General features: G+C 46.3%; 22 protein-coding genes. 10 read left to right on the top strand and 12 right to left on the bottom strand.

Annotated features, from left to right (window positions below; genetic code table 11):
* Positions 1 to 114: 114 nt before the first annotated feature.
* The 3 genes from recQ to PG915_RS18170 form a co-directional block, all read right to left on the bottom strand.
* On the bottom strand, positions 115 to 2,265 hold the full coding sequence (gene recQ / locus PG915_RS18180; protein ID WP_353499823.1) for a DNA helicase RecQ: 2,151 nt from the start codon (positions 2,263 to 2,265) through the stop codon (positions 115 to 117).
* A gap of 381 nt (positions 2,266 to 2,646) precedes the next feature.
* Complete coding sequence (gene nagB / locus PG915_RS18175; RefSeq protein WP_112460027.1) at positions 2,647 to 3,447, bottom strand: glucosamine-6-phosphate deaminase; 801 nt, start codon at positions 3,445 to 3,447, stop codon at positions 2,647 to 2,649.
* Positions 3,448 to 3,735: 288 nt separating this feature from the next.
* Positions 3,736 to 4,158, bottom strand: coding sequence for an organic hydroperoxide resistance protein (locus tag PG915_RS18170; protein ID WP_353499822.1), 423 nt, complete (start codon positions 4,156 to 4,158; stop codon positions 3,736 to 3,738).
* 118 nt (positions 4,159 to 4,276) lie between these two features.
* On the opposite strand from PG915_RS18170, the gene PG915_RS18165 reads away from it, so the two are divergent.
* The 3 genes from PG915_RS18165 (at position 4,277) to PG915_RS18155 (ending at position 6,812) form a co-directional block, all read left to right on the top strand.
* Positions 4,277 to 4,717 carry a MarR family winged helix-turn-helix transcriptional regulator gene (locus tag PG915_RS18165; RefSeq protein ID WP_353499821.1) on the top strand — a complete coding sequence of 147 codons (441 nt, stop codon included), beginning with the start codon at positions 4,277 to 4,279 and terminating at the stop codon, positions 4,715 to 4,717.
* A gap of 5 nt (positions 4,718 to 4,722) precedes the next feature.
* Complete coding sequence (locus PG915_RS18160) at positions 4,723 to 5,640, top strand: LysR family transcriptional regulator (RefSeq protein WP_042494969.1); 918 nt, start codon at positions 4,723 to 4,725, stop codon at positions 5,638 to 5,640.
* Positions 5,641 to 5,894: 254 nt separating this feature from the next.
* A complete protein-coding gene (locus tag PG915_RS18155; RefSeq protein WP_353499820.1) occupies positions 5,895 to 6,812 on the top strand; it encodes a DMT family transporter in 918 nt (305 codons plus the stop codon).
* Between the two features lie 57 nt (positions 6,813 to 6,869).
* Here PG915_RS18155 and PG915_RS18150 read toward each other — a convergent pair whose 3' ends face one another.
* Positions 6,870 to 8,009 carry a glyceraldehyde-3-phosphate dehydrogenase gene (locus PG915_RS18150; protein WP_353499819.1) on the bottom strand — a complete coding sequence of 380 codons (1,140 nt, stop codon included), beginning with the start codon at positions 8,007 to 8,009 and terminating at the stop codon, positions 6,870 to 6,872.
* 325 nt (positions 8,010 to 8,334) lie between these two features.
* Here PG915_RS18150 and rarD point away from each other — a divergent pair, with 325 nt between their 5' ends.
* Positions 8,335 to 9,258, top strand: coding sequence for an EamA family transporter RarD (gene rarD, locus PG915_RS18145; protein ID WP_353499818.1), 924 nt, complete (start codon positions 8,335 to 8,337; stop codon positions 9,256 to 9,258).
* Between the two features lie 16 nt (positions 9,259 to 9,274).
* Here rarD and PG915_RS18140 read toward each other — a convergent pair whose 3' ends face one another.
* The 4 genes from PG915_RS18140 to PG915_RS18125 all read right to left on the bottom strand — a co-directional run bounded on the left by PG915_RS18140 (position 9,275) and on the right by PG915_RS18125 (position 12,169).
* Positions 9,275 to 9,583 carry a DUF6482 family protein gene (locus tag PG915_RS18140; protein WP_353499817.1) on the bottom strand — a complete coding sequence of 103 codons (309 nt, stop codon included), beginning with the start codon at positions 9,581 to 9,583 and terminating at the stop codon, positions 9,275 to 9,277.
* 192 nt (positions 9,584 to 9,775) lie between these two features.
* Positions 9,776 to 10,924, bottom strand: coding sequence for an iron-containing alcohol dehydrogenase (locus PG915_RS18135; RefSeq protein WP_353499816.1), 1,149 nt, complete (start codon positions 10,922 to 10,924; stop codon positions 9,776 to 9,778).
* Positions 10,925 to 11,142: 218 nt separating this feature from the next.
* Positions 11,143 to 11,481 carry a hypothetical protein gene (locus PG915_RS18130; RefSeq protein ID WP_353499815.1) on the bottom strand — a complete coding sequence of 113 codons (339 nt, stop codon included), beginning with the start codon at positions 11,479 to 11,481 and terminating at the stop codon, positions 11,143 to 11,145.
* Between the two features lie 151 nt (positions 11,482 to 11,632).
* On the bottom strand, positions 11,633 to 12,169 hold the full coding sequence (locus tag PG915_RS18125; RefSeq protein WP_353499814.1) for an NUDIX hydrolase: 537 nt from the start codon (positions 12,167 to 12,169) through the stop codon (positions 11,633 to 11,635).
* Positions 12,170 to 12,312: 143 nt separating this feature from the next.
* On the opposite strand from PG915_RS18125, the gene PG915_RS18120 reads away from it, so the two are divergent.
* Positions 12,313 to 13,914 (top strand): mechanosensitive ion channel family protein, encoded by a 1,602-nt coding sequence (locus tag PG915_RS18120; RefSeq protein ID WP_353499813.1) that lies wholly within the window; start codon positions 12,313 to 12,315, stop codon positions 13,912 to 13,914.
* A 175-nt stretch (positions 13,915 to 14,089) separates the two neighbouring features.
* Complete coding sequence (locus PG915_RS18115) at positions 14,090 to 14,947, top strand: SMP-30/gluconolactonase/LRE family protein (RefSeq protein WP_353499812.1); 858 nt, start codon at positions 14,090 to 14,092, stop codon at positions 14,945 to 14,947.
* Between the two features lie 46 nt (positions 14,948 to 14,993).
* Here PG915_RS18115 and PG915_RS18110 read toward each other — a convergent pair whose 3' ends face one another.
* Together PG915_RS18110 and PG915_RS18105 are read right to left on the bottom strand one after the other, a co-directional pair.
* Positions 14,994 to 15,239 carry a hypothetical protein gene (locus PG915_RS18110; protein WP_353499811.1) on the bottom strand — a complete coding sequence of 82 codons (246 nt, stop codon included), beginning with the start codon at positions 15,237 to 15,239 and terminating at the stop codon, positions 14,994 to 14,996.
* Between the two features lie 320 nt (positions 15,240 to 15,559).
* Complete coding sequence (locus PG915_RS18105; RefSeq protein WP_353499810.1) at positions 15,560 to 16,291, bottom strand: carbonic anhydrase; 732 nt, start codon at positions 16,289 to 16,291, stop codon at positions 15,560 to 15,562.
* 297 nt (positions 16,292 to 16,588) lie between these two features.
* On the opposite strand from PG915_RS18105, the gene PG915_RS18100 reads away from it, so the two are divergent.
* The 3 genes from PG915_RS18100 (at position 16,589) to fhuB (ending at position 20,298) form a co-directional block, all read left to right on the top strand.
* A complete protein-coding gene (locus PG915_RS18100) occupies positions 16,589 to 17,356 on the top strand; it encodes an ABC transporter ATP-binding protein (protein ID WP_353499809.1) in 768 nt (255 codons plus the stop codon).
* 20 nt (positions 17,357 to 17,376) lie between these two features.
* Positions 17,377 to 18,306, top strand: a complete 930-nt coding sequence (locus tag PG915_RS18095; RefSeq protein WP_353499808.1) for an ABC transporter substrate-binding protein — start codon at positions 17,377 to 17,379, stop codon at positions 18,304 to 18,306.
* Positions 18,307 to 18,423: 117 nt separating this feature from the next.
* Positions 18,424 to 20,298 carry a Fe(3+)-hydroxamate ABC transporter permease FhuB gene (gene fhuB, locus PG915_RS18090; protein WP_353499807.1) on the top strand — a complete coding sequence of 625 codons (1,875 nt, stop codon included), beginning with the start codon at positions 18,424 to 18,426 and terminating at the stop codon, positions 20,296 to 20,298.
* 145 nt (positions 20,299 to 20,443) lie between these two features.
* Here fhuB and PG915_RS18085 read toward each other — a convergent pair whose 3' ends face one another.
* Positions 20,444 to 20,689 carry a hypothetical protein gene (locus PG915_RS18085; protein ID WP_042494996.1) on the bottom strand — a complete coding sequence of 82 codons (246 nt, stop codon included), beginning with the start codon at positions 20,687 to 20,689 and terminating at the stop codon, positions 20,444 to 20,446.
* A gap of 83 nt (positions 20,690 to 20,772) precedes the next feature.
* Here PG915_RS18085 and pcp point away from each other — a divergent pair, with 83 nt between their 5' ends.
* On the top strand, positions 20,773 to 21,411 hold the full coding sequence (gene pcp, locus PG915_RS18080) for a pyroglutamyl-peptidase I (protein WP_353499806.1): 639 nt from the start codon (positions 20,773 to 20,775) through the stop codon (positions 21,409 to 21,411).
* A gap of 353 nt (positions 21,412 to 21,764) precedes the next feature.
* Here the strand turns inward: pcp and PG915_RS18075 are convergent, their stop codons facing one another.
* Entirely contained in the window at positions 21,765 to 22,262 is a 498-nt protein-coding gene (locus PG915_RS18075) for a GNAT family N-acetyltransferase (protein WP_353499805.1), read from the bottom strand.
* Positions 22,263 to 22,317: the final 55 nt, after the last annotated feature.

Here is a 22,317-nt window from a genome sequence, read left to right as displayed (position 1 = left end):
TCCCTTTAGCTACTTTCCTGTAGCGATGTTGTGATCATATATTCATCGTCTCGATGGAAACACTAGCCTAAAGTGGTAAACACATCGTCAACGGTGCAATCTGATATTCCATTTTTATTGGCCTTGTGAAGCCATTTTCGCGAGTACACATTTCAATGTGCCGTAGTCGTATTGCTGTTCAAAGTGCTCGAATAGTGGCTTGATGGCCTGCTGTGTTAGTGAATCAAATGCTATAGCTTGCTGTGTAATTGCTTGGATCTCTTCGTCGCTCAAAGCGATCACGCTGTTTAACTCACAGGCGTTCAGCTCTATGGCTTGAGCTAAATGAGACATGATCGTCGTTGCTTTTAGCCCGCGTTCATTCGCTATGTCTTCAACGGTAAAGCCTTTGTTAAGAAGCCCAAGAGACTCAAGTTCGGTATCTGATAGCTGCTTTTCGGCTTCGGATTTAGGCTCAATAGCAGCGATAAAGGCATCGCCGTATTTCTCTATTTTAACTTCACCAAAACCTGGGATAGTCGAAAGTTCATCGAGGGTTTGCGGGCGCACGCTGGCGAGAGATTCCAACGTTGCATCATGACAAATCATGTAAGCCGGTACCGATTGCTGTTTGGCAAGTTCTGCACGAACTTCGCGAAGCTTTTCAAACTGCGGCATGTCGGCTGCGGACAAAGTGCCAGAGCTTTTCTTCTTCGCGCTTTTCGCCGCTTTTTTCGAGACTCGCAGTTTGCGAAGTTCGATGGGCTGCTCGCCTTTGAGGTAAGGACGGCACAACTCGGTAAGCTGTAAACTGCCGTGTTCACCGTGCACCTCGAGAAGGTTCATGGCGAGCAGTTGACGAAATACCCCTTGCCACTCTTTAGCGGAAAGGTCGTTGCCAATACCAAATGTAGACAGGGTATCGTGTTGGTTTTGGGTAATTCGACTGTCTGCTTTCCCCAAGAGAATGTTGACTAAGTAGCTCACACCAAACCGCTGGCCGGTTCGATATACAGTGGAAAGAGCCTTTTGCGTCGCTTGTAAGCCATCCCAGGTTTCGGGTGGTGTTAGGCAGTTATCACAGTTACCGCAAGGCTTTGATAGCGTTTCGCCAAAGTAGGCGAGTAGAGATTGGCGGCGGCAAGTGGCCAAATCACAATAGCCGAGTAGTCGATTCAGCTTTTGAATGGATACGCGCTTATATTGCTCCGCACCTTCGGAGTTTTGCACCATTTGCCTTTGTAGAACCATGTCTTGCATGCCAAAACTCATCCAAGCATTGGCAGGCATGCCATCACGCCCAGCACGGCCTGTTTCCTGGTAATAGGCCTCAATACTTTTTGGCAGGCTTAAGTGCGCTACAAACCGAACATCGGGCTTATCAATCCCCATTCCAAATGCGATGGTGGCGACGACGATGATGCCGTCTTCGCTCAAAAAGCGGCGCTGATGATTGGCGCGTTGCTCACTCGATAGTCCCGCATGGTAAGGCAAAGCAGTTTTACCCATGTCACACAGCCACTGCGCCGTCTCTTCTACTTTTTTACGCGATAGGCAATAGACAATACCGGCATCATCTTGATGATGGGTGTCGATAAAGCGCCACAACTCTTGTTTGGCATTGCCAAGGTCGGAGACGTAGTAAGTGATATTAGGGCGATCAAAGCTGTGAACATAAACATCGGCTTGCTCGAGCGCTAACTGTGCGATGATCTCCTCGCGTGTTTTTAGATCGGCGGTTGCGGTGAGCGCAATTCTTGGCACGGTAGGAAAACGCTGTTTGAGCACGCTGAGCTGTTGATACTCTGGGCGAAAGTCATGACCCCACTGGCTTACACAGTGCGCTTCATCAATAGCAAATAGTGACAGGCTTGATTGTTCCAACAAACGAAGCGTCTTCTCCATTAACAGTCGCTCAGGTGCGACATACAGGATCTGGATGTCACCGGTGAGTACTTGCTGTTCTACGACTTGCTGATCGTACGGGCTCAATGTTGAGTTGAGATAAGCAGCACGAACGCCAACTTGGTGGAGAGCGTCGACTTGATCTTGCATCAGTGCGATAAGTGGAGACACCACAACGCCAACGCCCTGCCTCAGAATAGCCGGTATTTGATAACAAATAGATTTACCGCCGCCAGTTGGCATTAGTGTCATCACATCATTTCCCGACATCAACGAGTCGATAATGTCCGCTTGTTGATGACGAAAATTATCGTAACCAAAAAGAGATTTCAGCAGTTCATTGGGCGTGAAGGGGGTCGCGGTCGGAGTGTTCGGCATCATAGAAGCTTTGGATTTATCGCAGAGTGGGAAGACAGCGTGAGAGTGTGTCAGGAGCAGAGTGGGTTTTCAAGTATTCATCGAGATAATGCGCGGTCATACTCAATGTGGTTGTGGAACTATGTCGTGAGAGTTGTACGACTTGAGGTCAGTCTTGTTGTTACAAGGCTTTTTCAAGATGCAGTGAGTAATTGGGAGTGGGGAAGTAGCGAGAGAAAGTCGGGCTTAGCTTGGCATATAAGCCCGACCTATACGGAGCTTTGGAATACTGTGCGTTTCCATCGCTTTTGCTGCCTTTTGCTAAAAGTGCAAAGAGGTAACAATTTGTTAGACACAAGGCAGAAGAAAAGTTCCGCTACCTTGCATCTGAAGGCTTATAAAAGCTTATAGACCTTTGATGTTCTCAACTTCAAGCTCGTTGAAGTAGCGAACTGTCTTCACTTTTAGCTCTTGTTGAGCAGCATCGTCAGCAACGATGATTGCTTTAGAGTGCATTTGTAGCGCAGTCACTGTCCACATGTGGTTTACAGAGCCTTCTACAGCCATTTGTAGAGCTTGAGCTTTGTTGTGACCCATAGTTAGGATCATCACTTCTTCTGCGTCTAGCAATGTTGCAACACCAATAGTTAGTGCGTATTTAGGCACTTGGTTGATGTCGTTGTCGAAGAAACGAGAGTTTGCGATGCGCGTGTCTTCTGTCAGTGTCTTGATACGAGTACGAGAGTTTAGAGATGAACCTGGTTCGTTGAACGCGATGTGACCATCGATGCCTACGCCACCCATGAACAGGTTGATCTTGCCGTATGAACGGATTTTTTCTTCGTATGCCGCACAGTGTGCGTCGATATCGTCTGCTAGACCGTCAAGAAGGTTGATGTTTTCTTCTTGGATATCAACGTGGTTGAAGAAGTTGTTGTACATGAAAGAGCGGTATGACTCTGGGTGCTCTGGGTCAATACCTACGTACTCATCCATGTTGAACGTCACAACGTGTTTAAAGCTTACTTCGCCCGCTTTGTGCAGAGCGATAAGTGCTTTGTACGTTGAAAGAGGCGTTCCACCAGTCGGTAGACCCAAAACAAACGGCTTTTCTGCTGTCGGTTTGAAAGCGTTGATACGCTCAACGATGTGGCGAGCAGCCCATTTACCTACTTGTTCTGCGTTCTGTAATGGAATAAGTCTCATGTTGATCCCCTAATAAAAGAATTTAATGTGTTCTGAAACATTAATTCGCATTATAAAAAAAGTTTTTCGACACGGCTATTAATTTTCTGTGAATTTTCGTTTTTTTCTTGATCGGGATCGCCTTTTGCCATTGGTGTTGAGTGTTTGTTAACAGATAGTGCTTTTTTAACAAGAAAAATTTTCAACAGAAAATAAAGGACAAGTTTGGGGTGTTTAGAGAGGGGAACTTGGCGGAAACACCTGAAGAGCTTAGAGAGTTGGGCAGGGAGTGCCTGCCCAATCCACTGGCTAGATCGCTTGACCGTTAGCGGTAACAGCAACGTCGACGTTGCCACGCAGTGCGTTCGAGTATGGGCAAACTTGGTGCGCGACACGAACCAGTTCTAGCGCTGCGGCATCATCCATATCTAAAGTCACATCCAGAGCGACATCAAGAACAAACCCACCATGCTCATTGGCCTTTAGTGCGACCGTTGCTTTGGTCGGTGCTTGTTTTACTGCTAGTTTCTGCTGCTGAGCGACATGAAGGATGGCATTAGAAAAACACGCTGAGTAACCTGCCGCAAAGAGCTGCTCCGGGTTAGTTTCAGCGCCAGTTCCACCTAGCTCTTTTGGATAAGAAAGCGCAAGATCGAGCAATCCATCGTCCGTTGATACTTGACCATTGCGGCCGGCGATTGCAGTTGCTGAAGTAGAGTAAAGTGCTGACATAAGTTCATCCTTTTATCGTTTTTAATTGCGTAAAATTAGGTTGTACACTAACTATATTGTTAAAGTTGGATGATTGCAAGTATATTGTGCACAACTTAATTCACTCGCGCGGCCAAATATGAAATTAGATAGTCCAGAAGCCTTAGATTTAGACAAGCAAGTTTGTTTCGCACTTTACAGTGCTAGCAATGCAGTGACTCGTGCCTATCGGCCAATTCTTGAACAAGTTGATCTCACTTATCTGCAATACATGACGATGTTGGTACTTTGGAAACAAGCGCCTATGAATGTCAAAGATATCGGGGCAGAATTGAAGCTCGATTCCGGTACACTAACGCCGTTGCTTAAACGCTTAGAGCAAAAAGGTTTGGTGGAGCGTAAGCGCAGTGAGTCCGACGAGCGTGCTCGAATGATTTTTGTCACTGAGCAGGGCAATGCACTTCGCGAGAAAGCAATGTCGATACCCGGAGCGATTGCTTGTAAAGCCAAGCTCGATCCAGAGGAGGCAATGGTGCTCAAACGGATTTGTGAGCGACTAACAGACAATTTGATGGATTAACATAAATGGATATTGAAGGACTCAATCGAGTCGGGTTTAAACATTTACTGGCGCTGCATGTGATGCTAGATACGTGCAACGTGACCAAAACGGCAGAACTACTTTCTGTTACTCCTTCTAGCGTAAGTAAAACCATTACCCAGTTACGCGACATTCTTGATGATGAGCTGTTTTTTAGAGATGGCACGTCATTAACGCCTACGCTTTATGCTGTAGAGATCGCACCACTCGTACATTCAATGCTAGCGAGTATGAATGGTTTGCTTAATCAAGCCCGCTTTGAGCCGCAAGTGTTTGAAGGTCGCTTTAGTTTATCAATGCGCGAAAGTACGTTTGAACTGTTTGCTAAACCACTGGCAAAGCTGACGACTGAGCTCACGCCAAAAGCTAAGCTCAATATTATGACCAAGGCGAAATTCGGCTTTGGGGCACTTCATAGTGGACAAGTGGATTTCATTATCTTGCCACACGATGTTAGTCAGCCACCGACTAATACCAAGGAGCTGGTGTGGGAAGTCGTGCTTGAGGATGAGTTGGTGTGTTTGATGTCACCTGACCACCCATTAGCGGAGGTTGATCTAACGATTGAGCATTACCTTAACAGTCAGCATATTGGCATTGCCGAGTCGGAGTTGAGTCGTCCGTACTTTGAACAGACGCTTAGACAGCAGCACGGTATTCGCGATGTGAAAATGATTGTGCCTGATTTTGGCGCCGCAGCGGTGATGTGTCATCAGTCGGAGTTACTGTTTACTTGTTCAAAACAGTGGGCTGACGTCGCCAGCCAAGCGAAGGGATTGACGGTAAAATCTCTGCCATTTGAATATGGAAAAGTAGCTTATAGCGTTGTTTGGAATCGAGCAGCGATCAACGATCCTGCTATTCAGTGGCTTTGCTGTTATTTGCGTGATTTACGCGTCTAGTTGAATCAATACCGCCTTGATTTAAGTGCTTAATGGATTGGCGTATCTAGCAAATCGTAAGTTGCATATCAGGCTAGCTTCTTGTAGCCTGAAATTTCATCAAAAAGGTTATTTATGCATCACACGATTTCTTACCTCTGGCTCACACTCACTATGCCTGTAGCTCGGTAGGATCCCCTGTGCCTGGCTACGAGTTGATTGTAGCCAGAATCGCACCTTCATTCTCGTAGCCCAAAATTAAAAAAGGAACGAGAATGAACTCAAGGACACACATCGCTCATCACGACAAAAAGCAGCAAGTTCAGGGATTAGTATACGCGTTAGTCGGTACCGCACTTTTTTCAATCAAACCGATTTTCATCAAAATAGCCTATCAATATGGTGGCGATGCGACGGCCATTATGTCGCTTCGCGCACTGAGTTCATTACCCTTTTACCTCATCGTGTTGTGTTTGCTGTGCCGGGATGGGCAAAAGCGTTCACTGGTGCGTCAACATGGTTGGCAAGCGGCACTCATTGGCATCCTTGGCTACTACGTAGCGAGCTTTTTGGACATTGCAGCACTGGCCTATATTAGTGCTCAGCTGGAGAGATTGCTGATTTTCTTGTTCCCAAGTTTTGTCGTGTTGCTGAGTTGGCTGTGCCTTGGTCAACGACCTACGCGTAATGTTGTGCATGCGGTTGTCCTGGGGTATTTAGGGATTGTCGCCATCTTGTTACATGATGTTCAATCATTGGGTAATGAAGTTTGGAAGGGTAGCGGCTTGGCTATCGCATCCGCGTTTATTTTTGCCATCTATCTAATGCTGAGTAAAAGTATTATTGGCAAGATGGGCAGCGAGCTATTTACCAGTATTGGTATGGGAAGTGCTGGTGTTGCCATTCTGATCCAACTTGCTGTCTCTTCTGCGTCGATGAGCAGTTGGTCATTTGAACTTGTCGTGCTTGGTGTTTTACTGGGGATTTTCTGTACTGTGTTGCCGTCTTATTTTGTCGCAGCAGGTATGGCACGCTTAACCGCGACAGAGCTGAGTATTACCTCGAACATTGGCCCTGGTGTTACGGCTATTATGGCCGTATTGGTGCTGTCTGAGGCGTTCACTGTGTATCATTTTGTTGGGTTGTGCTTGGTGACCTTGTCGGTATATTGGATGAAAAAGCCAACGAAGTAGCCCTGAGTAGGGGGATGATGCCGCAACTGTCTGTGGCATCATCATATTATTGCAGGGCTATTTCCAAGCGCTACCAAACTGGATATACGTTGTCCACTCTTCAGGGCCTTTCGCTACATCCACACCCACACGCAAACCTAATTGACGAGCAATGAGGTAGCGGAAACCTCCACCACGGGTATAGTGGATCTGACTTTTGGCAATGCTTTCATCGTGGTTAAAGGCCGTTGCTGCGCCCACGAAACCAAGTACTGTCCAACGCTCGTCAATATCGTAGCTTAGCTCTACCTCACCTAATGCGGTATTGTCCGCTTGATAACGCATTGCAGCAATCCCCCGCATTTCGATGTAAGGTCTGGCGTAGATGGATGCAGGGAACTCGACATTATCTGAAATCGACTTTACATCACCTCGTACGCCGAGTCCCCAGTTTTGAGATAGGCGAGTATGATGCTGCGCATAGGCGTTGTATTTTTGATAATCGAATTGTCCACCAAACGCTTTGCGGTGGTAATCGACTTTTAGACCCGCTTTGGTGCCTTGTTGGGGTGAAAATTGGTTGTTACGTGTGTCATACATAACTCTCCAGCCGAGGCGTCCATCTTTCGAGTGTAAAAGTGGATCGCTTATCCCATCAAGTGTTGGCTTCGAAGACATATAGCTGTATGCACCGCCAATAAAGAAGTCTGAATCACCGATACGAACGTCCATTTCTTGGAAGAAGTAGACGCCTTCGAGGCTAAGATCAACCGATCCTAATGATGCCATTGGATAGTATTTGAGGTTGAACTTGGCACCAAATAAGCCACCTAAATATCGGATACGATCGTTCATCCAGTTGCCATAGTGGAAGCCACCATAAAGTTGGCTGCCGTTATTGGTACCCAGAGCCATCAATCCGGATGTACTGGCAGGAATGTCTTTTACTTCCTCACCAGCAAGACGCTTTTGTTTGCGCTCTTCTGATTCGTGAAAGAATAGTAGCGCTGCACCGCCACCGACGCCAACGGCAGGGTCGGTAACTGTTAATGGCATGGGTAGAAAACCGACGGCATTATCGAGAATAAACTGACTGCCATCCAGTCGTCCGTCTTTAGGGTCAATGAAGTTATCCATCATGCCTGCATGAAGGCCGGTGCTGCTCAACAGAGCGGTAACAAGGAGAGATAGCGGAAGTGATCTATTATTATTTATCATACATCTAACAATTCAATAGTGTTTAGGTAAAAGTGCTCCCTGCGATTTTTCCAATTATATCGGTATATTAACGTCATATTTGTCAGCGTTCGAGCATTTTAATAGCAATGATAGCCCATCGAACATTGTTATCTAATGGCTATTCGAATAGGTTGCGTTGGCTTATTAGGTAGTTTGCTCTAATGGGGTGACGTTGGTGGAAAACACGAATGAATGCCATCTGATAGCTGAGTTTTGTCTATTCACGTTTTCTATGAAATAAAAGTATTCCAGAGAACAAAATTGCGATAATGTGCGCACATTTCGTATTAGGGTGATGGTGACAATGCTGCGCCGATTTCATGATCTTTCTCAGACCTCAAAAGGGGTTGTTGCCTCAATTTTAGCTTCTTGCCTTTTTGGCTTACTGCCGCTTTATGTGCAGTTTCAACCGGACCTTGGCGCGTTCAAGGTGAGTGGTGGTGAGGGGCACTGGGTGGCTGCACAGCGAGTAACGTGGAGTGCAGGACTCATGATGGTCATTCTTGTCGTGACGGGGCGTATTCGTCAATTTTGGCAGGCATTCAGGCAAACACGGTTGTGGCATCGCTATTTATTATCGGCGCTGCTCGTTGCCCCCCAATACTGGGTATTTGTTTGGGCACCCTTGTACGGTGAGACGCTGTCTGTCGCACTAGGGTATTTCACCTTACCTCTGGTGCTGGTGGTTGTCAGTAAATTCGTCTACGGAGATTCGTTGTCACGACTGCAATTGCTTGCTTGTGGCTTAGCTGCCATTGGTGTCGGCTATGCGTATGTGATGGCTGAGGGTCTATCGTGGATTGTATTGCTGATTGCTTTGGGGTATCCAATCTACTTTGTTCATCGCAAGACTTTAGCTGTTTCGAGTGACGTTGGCTTTACCCTCGACAATGTATTTTTGTTGCCGCTAACTTTCTTTGCGATGTTCTATCTGTTAACTGTAGAGCAAATCCAAGCGTTGCCAGCTGTGAGCTGGTTGTACTACCTTGGCCTCGCGGTTGCTGGTGCAGTGCCTATGCTGCTATTTCTATACGCGTCGCAGTCGCTTCCAATGTCCTTGTTTGGTTTACTAGGTTATGTTGAGCCTGTCTTAGTGTTTGCCGTTGGACTGCTGCTTGGCGAACGCGTCGACCCTTCGGACATGCCAACTTATGTACTGGTGATGATGGCGCTATTCGTTCTCGCACTTGACGGAGTGAAACGAGCCAGAACGCACGGCGCCGTTTAAACCGGGGGCGGAATCTTTACATAACGGAGTCGAGACGGCCGAGAGGCACTTCAAGGGTATTTTGACCGTGTTTAATCGGACTACCCACCATTTCATCATAAGCGCTGTCTTGTCTTAGAACGACTTCTTTTGCAGAGAGGTTTTGACAAAGGCGGCGCATGTCCACCACGTTGTGCGCGCGAAGCAGCGATCCATTATCATGGGTGACGTAGTGCTCCTCACCGTCCAGTATCACTGACGCTTGGTAAAGTGACATCTCTAACGAATGTATGACTAGCTTGTCAAATTGGGCGTATTGTTCCAGTGTGCTTATCTTAGTATTCATCGCGCGTCTCCATTGTTGCCCTAGCTGGGTTTGTTTAAAACGAATCAATGACAAATTTGTACGGCAGGTATCAGATAAGCGGTTAAATATTACGCAGTAAAAGTGTGGGTTTTATAGAGTCATTTGGTGAGTTTACAATGTAAAAGTCAGGCAGGGTGGTGCTACCTGACTTGGTATCAGTTAGAGAAGAAATTACATTGCAGCTGCAAAGATCGCTTCAATTTCCTCTTGGCTTGCTTGACGAGGGTTCGTCATACAGCACACGTCTTCCAACGCACTCTCGGCAAGCTTAGTAATGTCTTCCGCTTTTACACCTAGCTCTTTAAGGGTGGCGGGAATGCCTACTTTACTTGATAGATCTTCCATAGCTTCAATCGCAAGCTGCGCCGCTTGTTCAGTACTCAAGCCTGATGTGTCTTTGCCCATCGCTTTGGCAATATCAGCAAACTTGGCAGGGTTGGCACTGGCATTGAAACGTTGCACGTGTGGCAGCAATACGGCATTACAAACTCCGTGCGGCAGGTGATACGTGGCACCAAGTTGATGTGCCATTGCATGAACATAGCCAAGCAGAGCGTTGTTGAATGCCATACCCGCCATAAACTGAGCGTAGGCCATTTGCTCACGAGCTTCGATATTATCACCGTCAGTGACACAGGTAGGCAGGTGTTTGGTGATCATCTCAATCGCTTTAAGCGCCACCGTATCTGTGATTGGGTTTGCTGCAATTGAAACATAAGCCTCGATAGCGTGAGTCAGTGCGTCCATGCCGGTTGCTGCAGTGAGTGAGCTTGGCATCGCGAGCATCAGGTTAGGATCGTTAACTGAAATCAGTGGCGTGACTTTTTGATCCACAATCGCCATCTTGATCTGTCTTTCTTCATCGGTGATCACACTGAACATTGTCATTTCAGATGCTGTACCCGCCGTTGTGTTGATAGACATGAGTGGGAATGGAGCGAGTGTCGCTTTGTTAATGCCTTCGTAGTCTGTGATTTTTCCGCCATTGGTGGCGACAAGCGCAATGCCTTTCGCACAGTCGTGTGGTGAACCACCACCAACCGATAAGATTAAATCACAGCCTTCATCTGTTAGGACTTCGAGGCCAGCTTCGACATTTTGAATAGTAGGGTTGGGTTGAGTTCCATCATAGATAGCAGATGCGATCTGACGATCGTCGAGTTTTTTTGTAATTTGAGCGACAAGGCCAATTTGATTCAATACAGCATCCGTTACGATGAGTGTTTTTGTGAATCCCTGTTGCTGGATAATATCCAATGCTTTGTCTAGACACTCTCTTCCTAACAAGTTGGTCGATGGAAGGATAATAGTACTGCTCATTTGAATGCTCCTTGCTATTCGTCATGATGAATATAATGGCGGTAAGCTAACATGAGCATTTAATGAGAAGCATGATGTAAATCAATAGGTAACGTGGCGTTTAAGAATTAAACGATATCAATATTAATGTTTTAAAACATGACGTTAGATGTAATATGCGCGTTGAGATATTGGCATATTAATCAGTTAAGCGCTCTACGTATTAAACTTTTGAATGGTTAATGAGCGTTCATTTCACCAAGCGTTATCTTCGATAGCTGAGAGTTTACCCGTAAAGACTCGTTAATGATTAACCTAGGGTCATCAAGGCCGATACCCTGCTCAATGGAGTTATGTGCTTTGTTTGAGAGTGATTTGAGCAGCTCAATTGACAGTGAAATATCGCTTTCCGAGCCTTTAAAACTGCTGAGCGATTGGAGGCTAAACAGCTGCTCGGTAAGTTTACTGACGGCGGATTCGAGATCATAGGCTTCTTCGCTAAGTCTGATATTCGGTTTAAAGCGTTCCAGTTGCCGTATGGTAGAGATAAGCGTTTCTTGAAGGGTGAGTGGATCCATGCTTCTTCCTTGTGCATAAAGTTTCATTTTTGCATTGGTTTATACTGGAGCAGTATGCTGTAAAGTCGAGCTTGTTTTTAAAAACTGAGACATGGATCATTAATCGGTTTAGGAGCGTTGCATTGAAGCCGTTGTCGAAGCGCTCAGTCCTCTAAACTAACCCTTTAAGCTTTGCCAGTCCCCACGCTGCCGTTGTCACTACATCTTGGATCTCTTCGTCAATGAGCATGCGCTCAAATTCAACAATAGTAAATTCACCTGCGATGAGATCTTCTTCTTCACTGTCGTGGCTCGGCTCACCTTGGGTTAAGTCGGTTGCGAGATAGATATGACAGGTTTGATTAAGGAACCCATAGGCGATGAATTGCTTGCCAACATAGGTCATAGAGCCAGCGATAAGGCCGGTTTCCTCTTGCAGTTCGCCTTTTGCAAGAGATAAATGACTCGCATCCGGATTAGACTCCCATGCCCCTTGTGGCAGTTCCCAAAAAGTTTCGCTGACAGCGTAACGATATTGCTGGACCAGATGAATATTGCCGTTGTCGATAGCAATGATCACTGCGCAATCGGGTTTGTCGACAACACCGTAGATCCCTTGGTTACCACTTTTACGTTCGATTTTGTCTTCACGAACAGACATCCAAGGATTTTGATAGACGACGGTTGAATCTAAGGTTTTTATGGTCATAGCTAGCTGAATAGTTGGCAAAACATATGGGCAGCTTACCTCAGTTTTTCAATCTATCCTATGCTATTTAGTGAATAACAACTAAAAGGGCTAGGATGATGAAAATAGGGTTGAAACGAGCTGCGGTAATAATGTTTGCCGTTATGGCTAGTTGGGTAAATGCACAGGAGCGATTTCCGCTTGCACCGCCTGATACCAGTACACCAAAGCAAACTTACGAAAGTTATATAGTGGCGGTGACACAGGCGAATAAAGAGCTGGGAATCATTTATCGTGACCTGTCTAATGTAACTGAGTCCCAGCGTCAAATGATCAGTTCTTCTTTTGAACGAGCTTCGCTAACGTTTGACTTATCTCAAGTGTCTGCCTCGAGTCAAAATCGTGTGGCAATTGAGTCTGTCATGCTGCTAAAAGAGGTGCTCGATCGTGTACCTCCTTTCGATACGAGCACTATTCCTAACAACACGGACGTTGAGCGTTGGACAGTGCCGAATACGAGTATTTATATCGTTAAGCAGCCTTCAGGCCAGTATCAGTTCTCAAGCGAGACCGTCGAACACTTGCATAGTTTTTATCGCTTAGTGAGCCATCTACCTTCCAACATTCAAGCCTCACCCGATTACTATGAATACTATTCTCTAAGTGCAGGTCGCTTAATACCCCCACCATGGTTTGCATTCATCGATGCGATGCCAGAGCAGATGATGGTTGAATTTGGTGATCAGGCGATATGGCAATGGGTCGCGCTGATTCTGCTGGTATTTGTGTTGGCCTTTTATGCCTATTGGGTGTACCAAAAGGTTGAACATGTACTGCTAAAACCTGTCCTCATGGCGCTTGGGTTATTTGTATTTGATTGGACGGCAGACTATCAGCTCAACCTGACCGGCACATTGATGACAACCCTAAATACGATCGGTGAGCTGATGTTCTGGCCGCTCATCGCCCAAACTGCTTATTTGCTTGGTGCGTCGTGCTGCCGTTGGTTGATGGTAGGACAGCGAATCAATACGGGCCTAAAGAAAAGCCTGGCGCAGATCACGGGAACCTTGGCAGGTAGCTTTTGCGCTGTTTGTGTTATTGGATATGGTCTGCATCGCTTGGGGGTACCGGTATATGGCATTGTTACCGGACTTAGCTTAGGCGGTATGGCGATTGCGCTTGCGATTCGACCTACTATGGAGAACCTGATTGGTGGCGTAATCATGTTTATGGATAAATCATTGTCGGTGGGAGACTTTTGCTCGGTAGGCAGTGTTTCCGGTGTGGTGGAGCAGATTGGAGTGCGCTCTACACGAATCCGAGCCAAAGATCGCACTTTGATCACCATCTCTAATGGCGATGTGGTGAAGATGCAAATTACCAATTTTAGTCGTCGAGATCGCTATCCATTTTTAGTCAAATTAGGCCTGCGCTATGAAACGCCAATGGAGACCATGGTGGCGGTGACTCGCGACATTCGAGAGTTTTTAGCACAGCACCCTAGGGTCTTAGCGTCACCGCTTCGGGTTCACTTCTCCTCGTTTAGTGACTACAGCTTAGACATTGATGTGTTCGCCCACATCGATACTCGCGACAGGGAAGATTTTCTCAATACGCAACAAGAGCTGCTGATGGAAATTAATCGCGTGATTGATGAGCATGGTGCTGAGTTTGCGTTCCCTTCGACGACGACCTACCTCAATCCCGACAGTCTTACGCAAGCGCCAACATCGCTTAAGTTAGCGGGTGATGGGCAAGGCTAAGGCAACGAGTTTTCTCGCCTTATCTTTAGCAACAGTTTATCGGGTTAAAACACAAATCAGTGCTAGCACCTAAGCACTGATTTTGTTACAACAGTGGCCATAAATTCCATGCTAGATATTCGCGAATCTGGCTGGGCACCTCACCAATAGCAACAAGTATAAAAAGGACATCAACGTGGCACAGTCTCTACAGTTTGAAAAGTTCGTCGATTTAGAATTTGATTTAGCAGAATGCCCACGCTGGGATTGGCGCACAGAGTCGTGGATGTGGGTCAACATCTGTGAAGGGGAGCTTTGGCGCCACAAAAATGGCGTAAGTGAAAAGCGTGAGTTTGGTGACAAGCTAGGTTGTTTTGCTCTGCATGGCGAGCAAGGCTTTGTGGTTGCGCTTAAATCCGGTATGTACCACATCAAGGATTGGGATGCAGAGATGACCTCGCTGGCACCACTGGTTTCAGAATTTCCTCGTATGCGCTACAATGACGGCCGCGGTGCGCCAGGCGGACGCTTTATCGCAGGTACTCGTAATGGTGCAAAAGAGGGCGACCAAGGTCAGTTCCATCAGCTACACCTAGATGGCACTATCGAAGCATTGCCTATGTTCGCGTGGACATGTAACGGCCTTGCATTTTCTCCAGATGGTCAATGGTTATATTGGGCAGACACTGGCTCAAGCAAAGTTTTCAAGCACAGCTTTGATGCAAGCACAGGTCAATACGGTGAGCAGCAGCTGCATTGTGATTTAACCGATTACAACGGCCGCCCAGATGGCGCAAGTGTCGATGTGGATGGCAACTATTGGGTTGCGATGTACGCAGGTCAATCTATCGTCAAGATTGCTCCAAACGGTGAGGTACTCGAGGTGATTGATGTTCCTTCAGAAAACCCAACTATGGTTGGCTTTGGTGGCGAAGAAATGCGTGACCTAATTGTGACATCGGCAGAAGGTAGTAACGAGAAAGGCAAACTTTTGATTGCTAAGAATGTAGCGCAAGGCTTGAAAGAAGAGCTCGTTAAAGTGGTGATTAGTTAATCACTTACTTTTTAATAGTGATGAAAGCGGAGCCCACGGCTCCGCTTTAACATGTCATCGAAAGCGTGTAGTGTGACGCGCGATTCATATCGCTTAGCTCGTCTTCAGTAATGTATTTTTTGGCAACCACATTACCCGCCACGACAAGGTGGGATATATAATCACGACACGACGTGGTTGGCATATTACCCCACATAAAATTGGCTTTGGTCGCATCGGAAAATTCGATATTCAGCACGATGGATTGTTCCTCGCACCTCAAGTCATACACGTTGATTTCGCACTGCTGCATACTACTTCCCCCAAATTTCACTAACCGTTACTCAAAGGCTAACCGTACCACTGTGTGTAGGGAATGCAGTTGAATAGCATGTTATTTAATTTCTCATCATTGCAACATGTTCTTGGTTTTGTTTAACGGTTAAGCTACACATCATTCGTACGGTAAACTTTGAAGCAGTTCAAATAGTGAATTTTTGCCAAGATTCAAAATGCATTTATGGAAGGTTAGTCTCACAAATTATCGGCAAATCATCCTTTTGTGTGAAGAAATGTGAATCAAGATAGCAAGGCGTGCTCACTTGGAGATGTTACAAGTGAGCACGACGAGGGTTATTCTATGATAAGGCGAGCATTGAGTGCTTGTGTCGGTCTTGCATTCTCTCCCATGGTACTAGACAGACGTTTTAGCTGATTTTTAGGGATGAACTGAGGATCACGTAGTACCAACCAACGCACGCCTTCACTACACGGAGGGGTAGTCAGCGAACCGTTGTAGCGATAGTAGTCTTTTACGCGTGGCAAAAGGTTACCAAGGTTTACCTCTTTCTCCAGCGTGATGGTTTGCGCTTTTGCAGGCAGAGTGTTAACAATACTGTCTAGTTGCGCACTCTCTCGCTCACCTTCTCGATACATCACTGCTACCACCGCAAGTTGCCCTTTTTCGTTAGCATGAACAAAATGCGCTTCCAATGGTGCCGATTTACCGTTGATGGTGTTTTCGGAAGGCGTATGGAAGTGAAACTGTTTGAGCTCAAAGTCTTGATCGTCGATACGAAGGGTGTTCTTGCCGCTGACATTGACCTGAATCGTGTGGCCGTTGTTGATGATGTCTTTGACCTGCCCTTGATAGTCAAAAGCAAGGGGCTGTTTTTTGGCGCTGGTGAGTGTATTGGTTTCGATGTCAACGGGACTTTGGTTTTGTCCCTGTTCACAGGTTGCACTGATATTGCCCCATGTCGCCGGGCCATCCCCTTCACCGTACCCCCATTGTGCTGAATATGCAGGAGCGGTCATTGAGATCATAGTACCGATCGCCAATGTAAGTTTTATTGCTGTTTTCATAATTATCCTTAGTTTACTGACGTTTGCGGAAGCTTCCGCTTCCGAAGTCTAGATTAGGACAAAAACGATAAGATCAATCGATTGCATAATTAGTTTGCGATTTTCCTCGAAAAGCACTGAGGTCTTTTTCATTCATTTATCGACTTCGCGGTAGCGGTATCACAATCAAAAGGCGGTCGTTAGCGGCTTTGTGAAGCCGATAATGACATATCACGGTAAAACGAATACAATGCGGATGCAAATATTTCTCATTTGCAGTTGCCATTGCCTGTATCAATCATAAGATGTTGATTAATTATGTTTTCACTTACACAAGCGAGCTACCGCATTGGGTCGCTTGAGATTCTATCGCCATTTGACTTGCAGTTTATCCCCGGAGAAGTCACCTCACTACTTGGACACAACGGTAGCGGTAAATCCAGTCTCATCAAGCTTCTTAGTCGTCAAAATCAAGTCGCTTCAGGAAGCGTAATGCTTGATGGAAAACCACTCGAACAATACTCCCCAAAAGAGTACGCGAAAAAAGTGGCTTATCTTCCCCAACACCCACCGATTACTGATGGTGTCACGGTTCGTGAGCTGGTTATGTTCGGCCGCTATCCCTGGAAAGGTGTGCTTGGTCGCTACAACAAAGAAGACCATCAGTTGGTTGATGAAGCGATTGAAAGAGTTGGGTTGACTGCCTTTACCGAGCGCTTTGTGAGTACCTTGTCTGGAGGTGAGCGTCAAAGAGCATGGGTGGCGATGCTACTTGCTCAGCAGAGCGAGTGTATCTTGCTTGATGAACCTACTTCAGCGCTAGATGTTGCTCATCAGTATGAGTTGCTCAAGCTGATACGAGAACTCAATAAGAGCCTAAAGCTGACGGTGATTATGGTGATACATGATGTCAACATGGCTGCCCGATTTAGTGACAGATTGGTCGCACTTAAAAGTGGAAAAATTGTTGTTGATGGGTCACCAGATAATGTCATGAACGAAGCGTCATTGACGGAAATCTATGGAATGCCACTCTCGACGTTCAAAGATCCAAACACCCAACAAATCATTAGCTACGTTAGATAACTTATTAAAGGATTATTATCGTGTTTACTCAATTTCGAATCGCCCATGTGACGGTCGCATTAGTGACTCTGTTGGCCTCTTTCTCATCAACCGCTGTGTTGGCTAAGAGCTATCAGCATGAGCTTGGCACTATTGAAATCAATGAGCCACCTAAACGTGTAGTTGTACTGGATTGGGCGCTTGCTGAGTCTGTGCTTGCCTTAGGTGTCAATCCAATCGCATCAGCGGATGTTAAAGGTTATCAAGATTGGGTTGGGTCACCAAACATGCCTAGCGATGTTACTGATGTCGGTTCACGCAGAGAGCCAAACCTTGAGCTAATCGCGAGCCTAAAACCTGACCTGATTTTGATGAGTGGGCATTTGGCTCCTGCTTACGAAAAGCTAAACGCGATCGCTCCGACTCTAGTAATGAGTATTTACAATGACAAAAAGCAGCCATATGAGAATGCTAAGTCCTTGGTTAGCACGCTAGGTGAAGTTTTCGATAGGGAAGACCAAGCGCAGCAGCTTGTTGATGAGACGAGTCAGAAACTGAGCCAAAATGGTCAACAGGTAGCAAAAATGACCAACGGTAAGCCTTTTATTATGGTGCGCTTTATCGGAGACAAGCACGTTCGCGTCCACAGTACTGGTTCGCTGATGAATGACACTATCTCGGCTATGTCGCTAGATAATAGCTGGCAAGGGCCAACCAACAGCTGGGGTTTTTCGTCAGCAAGTGTGGAACAGCTTGCTCAATACCAAGACAGTAATGTGCTTATCTTCGGCCCATTATCGGATGCCGAGCAAGCACAATTAAATGGTTCACCTTTGTGGGCGGCCATGGCGTTTTCTCGAGAAAACAGAGTTAAGATCGTACCGAAAGTGTGGACGTTTGGCAGCTTGGTCGCGATGCAGCGATTAAGTGACGAAGTAGTAACACAGGTTTCAACATTGGGTAAGCAGTAGGTTTTTAATGCAGTTAACAGCCCACAGAGATACAGCGCCGTTTGGTAAAATGGCGCTGTTTGTTTTGTCAGCGCGTTCGCACTTATTTGGCTTTTCCAAAATGCGGTGCCTTATCGTTTGTCTTTTAGTGAGTGGCAAACGTATTTCTTTAGTCGTGATGACAGCGACTATCGTCAGCTCATTTTACACTTCACCTTTTTTCCACGTCTGGGTATGGCACTGCTGTGTGGTGCAGCGCTGGCGATTGCGGGCAGCTTGATGCAGCATTTGTTGCAAAATCCACTTGCCTCACCAACAACGCTAGGCGTGGCGGCGGGTGCCGAACTGGGTATGACCACAAGTTTACTTGTGGGTGTGGTTGGCGGCAGTGTCATTCAATATGCTTACGCATTTGGTGGAGGCATGATTGCAGCAAGTCTCGTGTTCTTGCTTACTGCCAAAAGGGGGTTTGCACCTCTGCAGATGGTCTTAGCGGGTATGGTTGTCACTTTGTTTCTAGGGGCAACCAACATGATGCTAAACGAGCAGCAGCTCAGCAGTTTATTCGTTTGGGGCGCTGGCGCGCTTGCCCAACAAGGCTGGGATAACTCTGTTTTGTTGCTTTGGGTATTAGCTGCTGTGCTTGCTTTAGTTCTTTTGATGCTAAGGCCTTTGTCTGCATTAGAGCTAGGCAGTGAGGTTGCAGAATCGGCAGGGGTCAACGTGGCCAGAATTCGAGTTTTTGGTCTCGGACTTTCTGTTGTGATTACATCTATCGTAGTGGCGACAGTTGGCGTTATTGGCTTTGTCGGTTTAGTGGCTCCAACCATAGCCAAAATGCTGGGCGCAAGAAAATTTGTTCAACGCGTACTACTCAGTGGCGTGGTGGGCGCACTATTGCTGCTTACTGCCGATTTGATCATTCAGCCATTTTCAGGCGTGTCCAGTGAACTACTACCAACAGGCGCCATGACCGCTCTGTTTGGTGCACCTTGTCTGTTGTGGTTGTTAACCAAACAAAAGTTTGCTTCAAGCTTTAAAGCAGAAGAAGTGACAAACAAGGTCTACAACCCTAAACCTTTTGCTTCGGTAGTTTTGTGTTTGACTCTGTTATTGGCCATTGTGACAACCTTGGCTTTGCTGTTAGGCCGTACACAAATCGGTTGGGGTTTTAGCACAGATCTGAGCATTTTAGATCTGCGCACGCCTCGCGTTCTTGGAGCGATTTTTGCGGGGTGTGGACTCGCACTCGCTGGCACTATGGTTCAGCGAATCACAGTTAACCCGATGGCAAGCCCAGAAGTAATGGGGATCAGTTCGGGTGCTGCACTTGCTCTTGTCCTTTGCGCGTGGTTTGGCTTCACTCCAACGCGAATCGAACAGATCCTTTATGGTGGTGTAGGCGCGGCCTTGGTCATGATTGTGATTTTGCAGTTTAGCAAGCGGTCTAATTACGCGCCCTCGCAGTTACTTCTGACTGGTATTGCGGTAAGTGCAGCACTTGATGCCATTCTTCGAGTCGCACTATCGTCAGGTCAAGATAATGTGCAAGCGCTGCTAACTTGGTTATCGGGCTCGACGTATCTAGCCAGTTATAATGATGTCCTCGCCCTAGGGCTTGGTATTGTGGTATTTGGCGGTGCGACCTACGCAGCGAGCCGTTGGTTGGATATATTGAATCTGGGCCAAGTCTCTGCTGTTTCGGTTGGCGTCAATACGAAACAAACTCGTTTGTTTTTGTTAGTCATGGCATCTTTACTCACGGCACTTTCTACACTTGTCATAGGGCCGCTCAGCTTTGTCGGATTGTTGGCACCTCATATCGCGAGAGCGCTTGGGCAATACAATGCGAAGAATCAGTTATTGGTCGCGTGTTTAGTGGGTTCGATCTTAATGGTGAGTGCGGATTGGCTTGGACGGACGATTTGGTTTCCGTGGCAGTTTCCGGCTGGACTGATGGCCTCGGTAGTGGGCGGTGCTTACTTCCTTTTGTTATTGAGAAAAGGGAACTAAAAAATACTTTATCAATGTTTAGTTACGGCACTACGTTTATATCTACTCTGTGTAAATAGTGGCGTGTTTCAATCAACTATCAATTCCACTATTAAACTCCAACAAAAAAGGTCCAGTTGAACTAGACCTTTTTAAAGCATTATCATTAGTTGCGACGTGGACCGTTGCGCACCATGTCTTTGCCATTTTCATAGACATCTTGAGATACCCAGCGACCGAGTAGCAGTTCGTGTTTGTCACTCAGTACCGCAACAAATGGACGACCGTCAGAGTTTGAGGTCGCTAATGCAATACCTGCCACGCCTTGCAAACCCAACGCGCCGCTTTCAACTAAGATCAGGAATTGCTCTAGTTGTTCTAATGTTTCAATTACTTCGTTGTCAATGTTCATCGTTTTCTATCGCTTGACTGATATCATTGGTGGCGTACTCTACCTAAGTTAAACAGAGAAACCAACAATAGGCATAAAAACCGATGAAAAAAGTACTGGTTACTGGCTTCGAACCATTTGGAGGTGATGAGGTTAACCCGTCACTAGAGATCATCAAGCGGCTCTCGGGCGTGATGATTGAAGGCGGAGAGATTGTCACTTGCCAAGTACCTGTGACTCGATATGAGTCGATCGACTGCGTGTTAAGTGCTATTGCCGAGCATCAGCCGAGTGTGGTGATAAACCTCGGAGTAGGGGCAGGACGAACTGCCATCACTCCTGAGCGTGTTGCGATCAATATTGATGATTTTCGTATTGTCGATAACGCGGGTAACCAACCTATAGATGAACCTATCGTAGCGCATGGTTCTAACGCTTACTTCTCAACCTTGCCCATCAAAGCCATTACTCAAGCTTTGCAGAATAACGGTATTGCTTGTGAAGTGTCTAATAGCGCCGGTACTTTCGTCTGCAATCATTTATTTTATGGACTGCAACATCATTTAACAGGGCAGCCGATTGCTCAAGGCTTCATCCATGTTCCTTTGATGAAACAAGCGGATGAACGAACTGCTTCCCCTTCGATGCTACTTGAGGACATGGTCAGGGGGATTATGCTTGCAGCAGAGGTTTGTTTGCAGGTTGAACAGGATATTAAATATGAGTCGGGTCAGATTTGTTAAACCCAACAATCTGATTGGGGTAAAGAGCATACGTCAGACGCTTTATAAACTTATTTTCACTGCCAATTAATAATTCGTATCCACAGTTGCTGCAGATATAATATTCTTTGACTCCTAAAAGCTTCATTACTCGAGTTCGTCTTTGACGTTGTAAGCGGACGCCATGTTCACACATGCTGTTACTCCATTTTATCATTGTAGTGTGATGTGGGTTCCAAAACTACTAGTGAAATGGAGCGTACTCAATACTGTCTCAGATGAGTATTTTGCTCTGTGATATCAAGTTAATAAATAATTACAAATTAGCATCCTGTTTATTTGGGGTTAGCTAAATCTCGCTTTGATATTAGCGTCTACTGCTGATCTTTGAGCCTTGCCATATAGTAGGTGGAGATATACTCGCCATCTCTAAATGCGGAACACAGAGCTTCCCCTTCGATATCAAAACCGTATTTTGAATAAAGAGCGATAGCGGCTTTGTTATCAGTGTTTACTTCAATATGTAGCCTGAGTAGGTTGAGCCAGTTATCTGCGAGATCTAACACAGTTTCGATCAACTGACTGCCTACTCCCATGCCGTGGTAGTCATCATGAACGGCAAGACCAAAGGTAGCACTGTGCTTCAGTCTTGGGCGCTGTGATTGAGTCAATGCGATATTGCCGACAATTTTGCCATCCAATTCTGCTACGTACGAATAGACTCCAACCGGGATATTGTTGAGTCGCTCTTGCCAGAACGCGAGGGTTGTGTGGGGTAAATGCAGTGTTTCCCGCATGGCTTTTGGTTGCAAAAAGAGGTCTCGCAAACCTTCAGCATCTTTTGGCTCAGTAGGTCGAATAGATACGTTCATCGACGGCTCCGCTATTGTCTTTATATGTGGGTATTGGGTATCGATGTTATTGGAT

It is taken from the genome of Vibrio sp. CB1-14 (assembly GCF_040412085.2).
In the GTDB taxonomy this organism is placed as follows: Bacteria; Pseudomonadota; Gammaproteobacteria; order Enterobacterales; family Vibrionaceae; genus Vibrio; species Vibrio chaetopteri.
The sequence above is the reverse complement of the archived record's forward strand: the minus strand, read 5'-3'. Positions and strand labels throughout refer to the sequence as shown.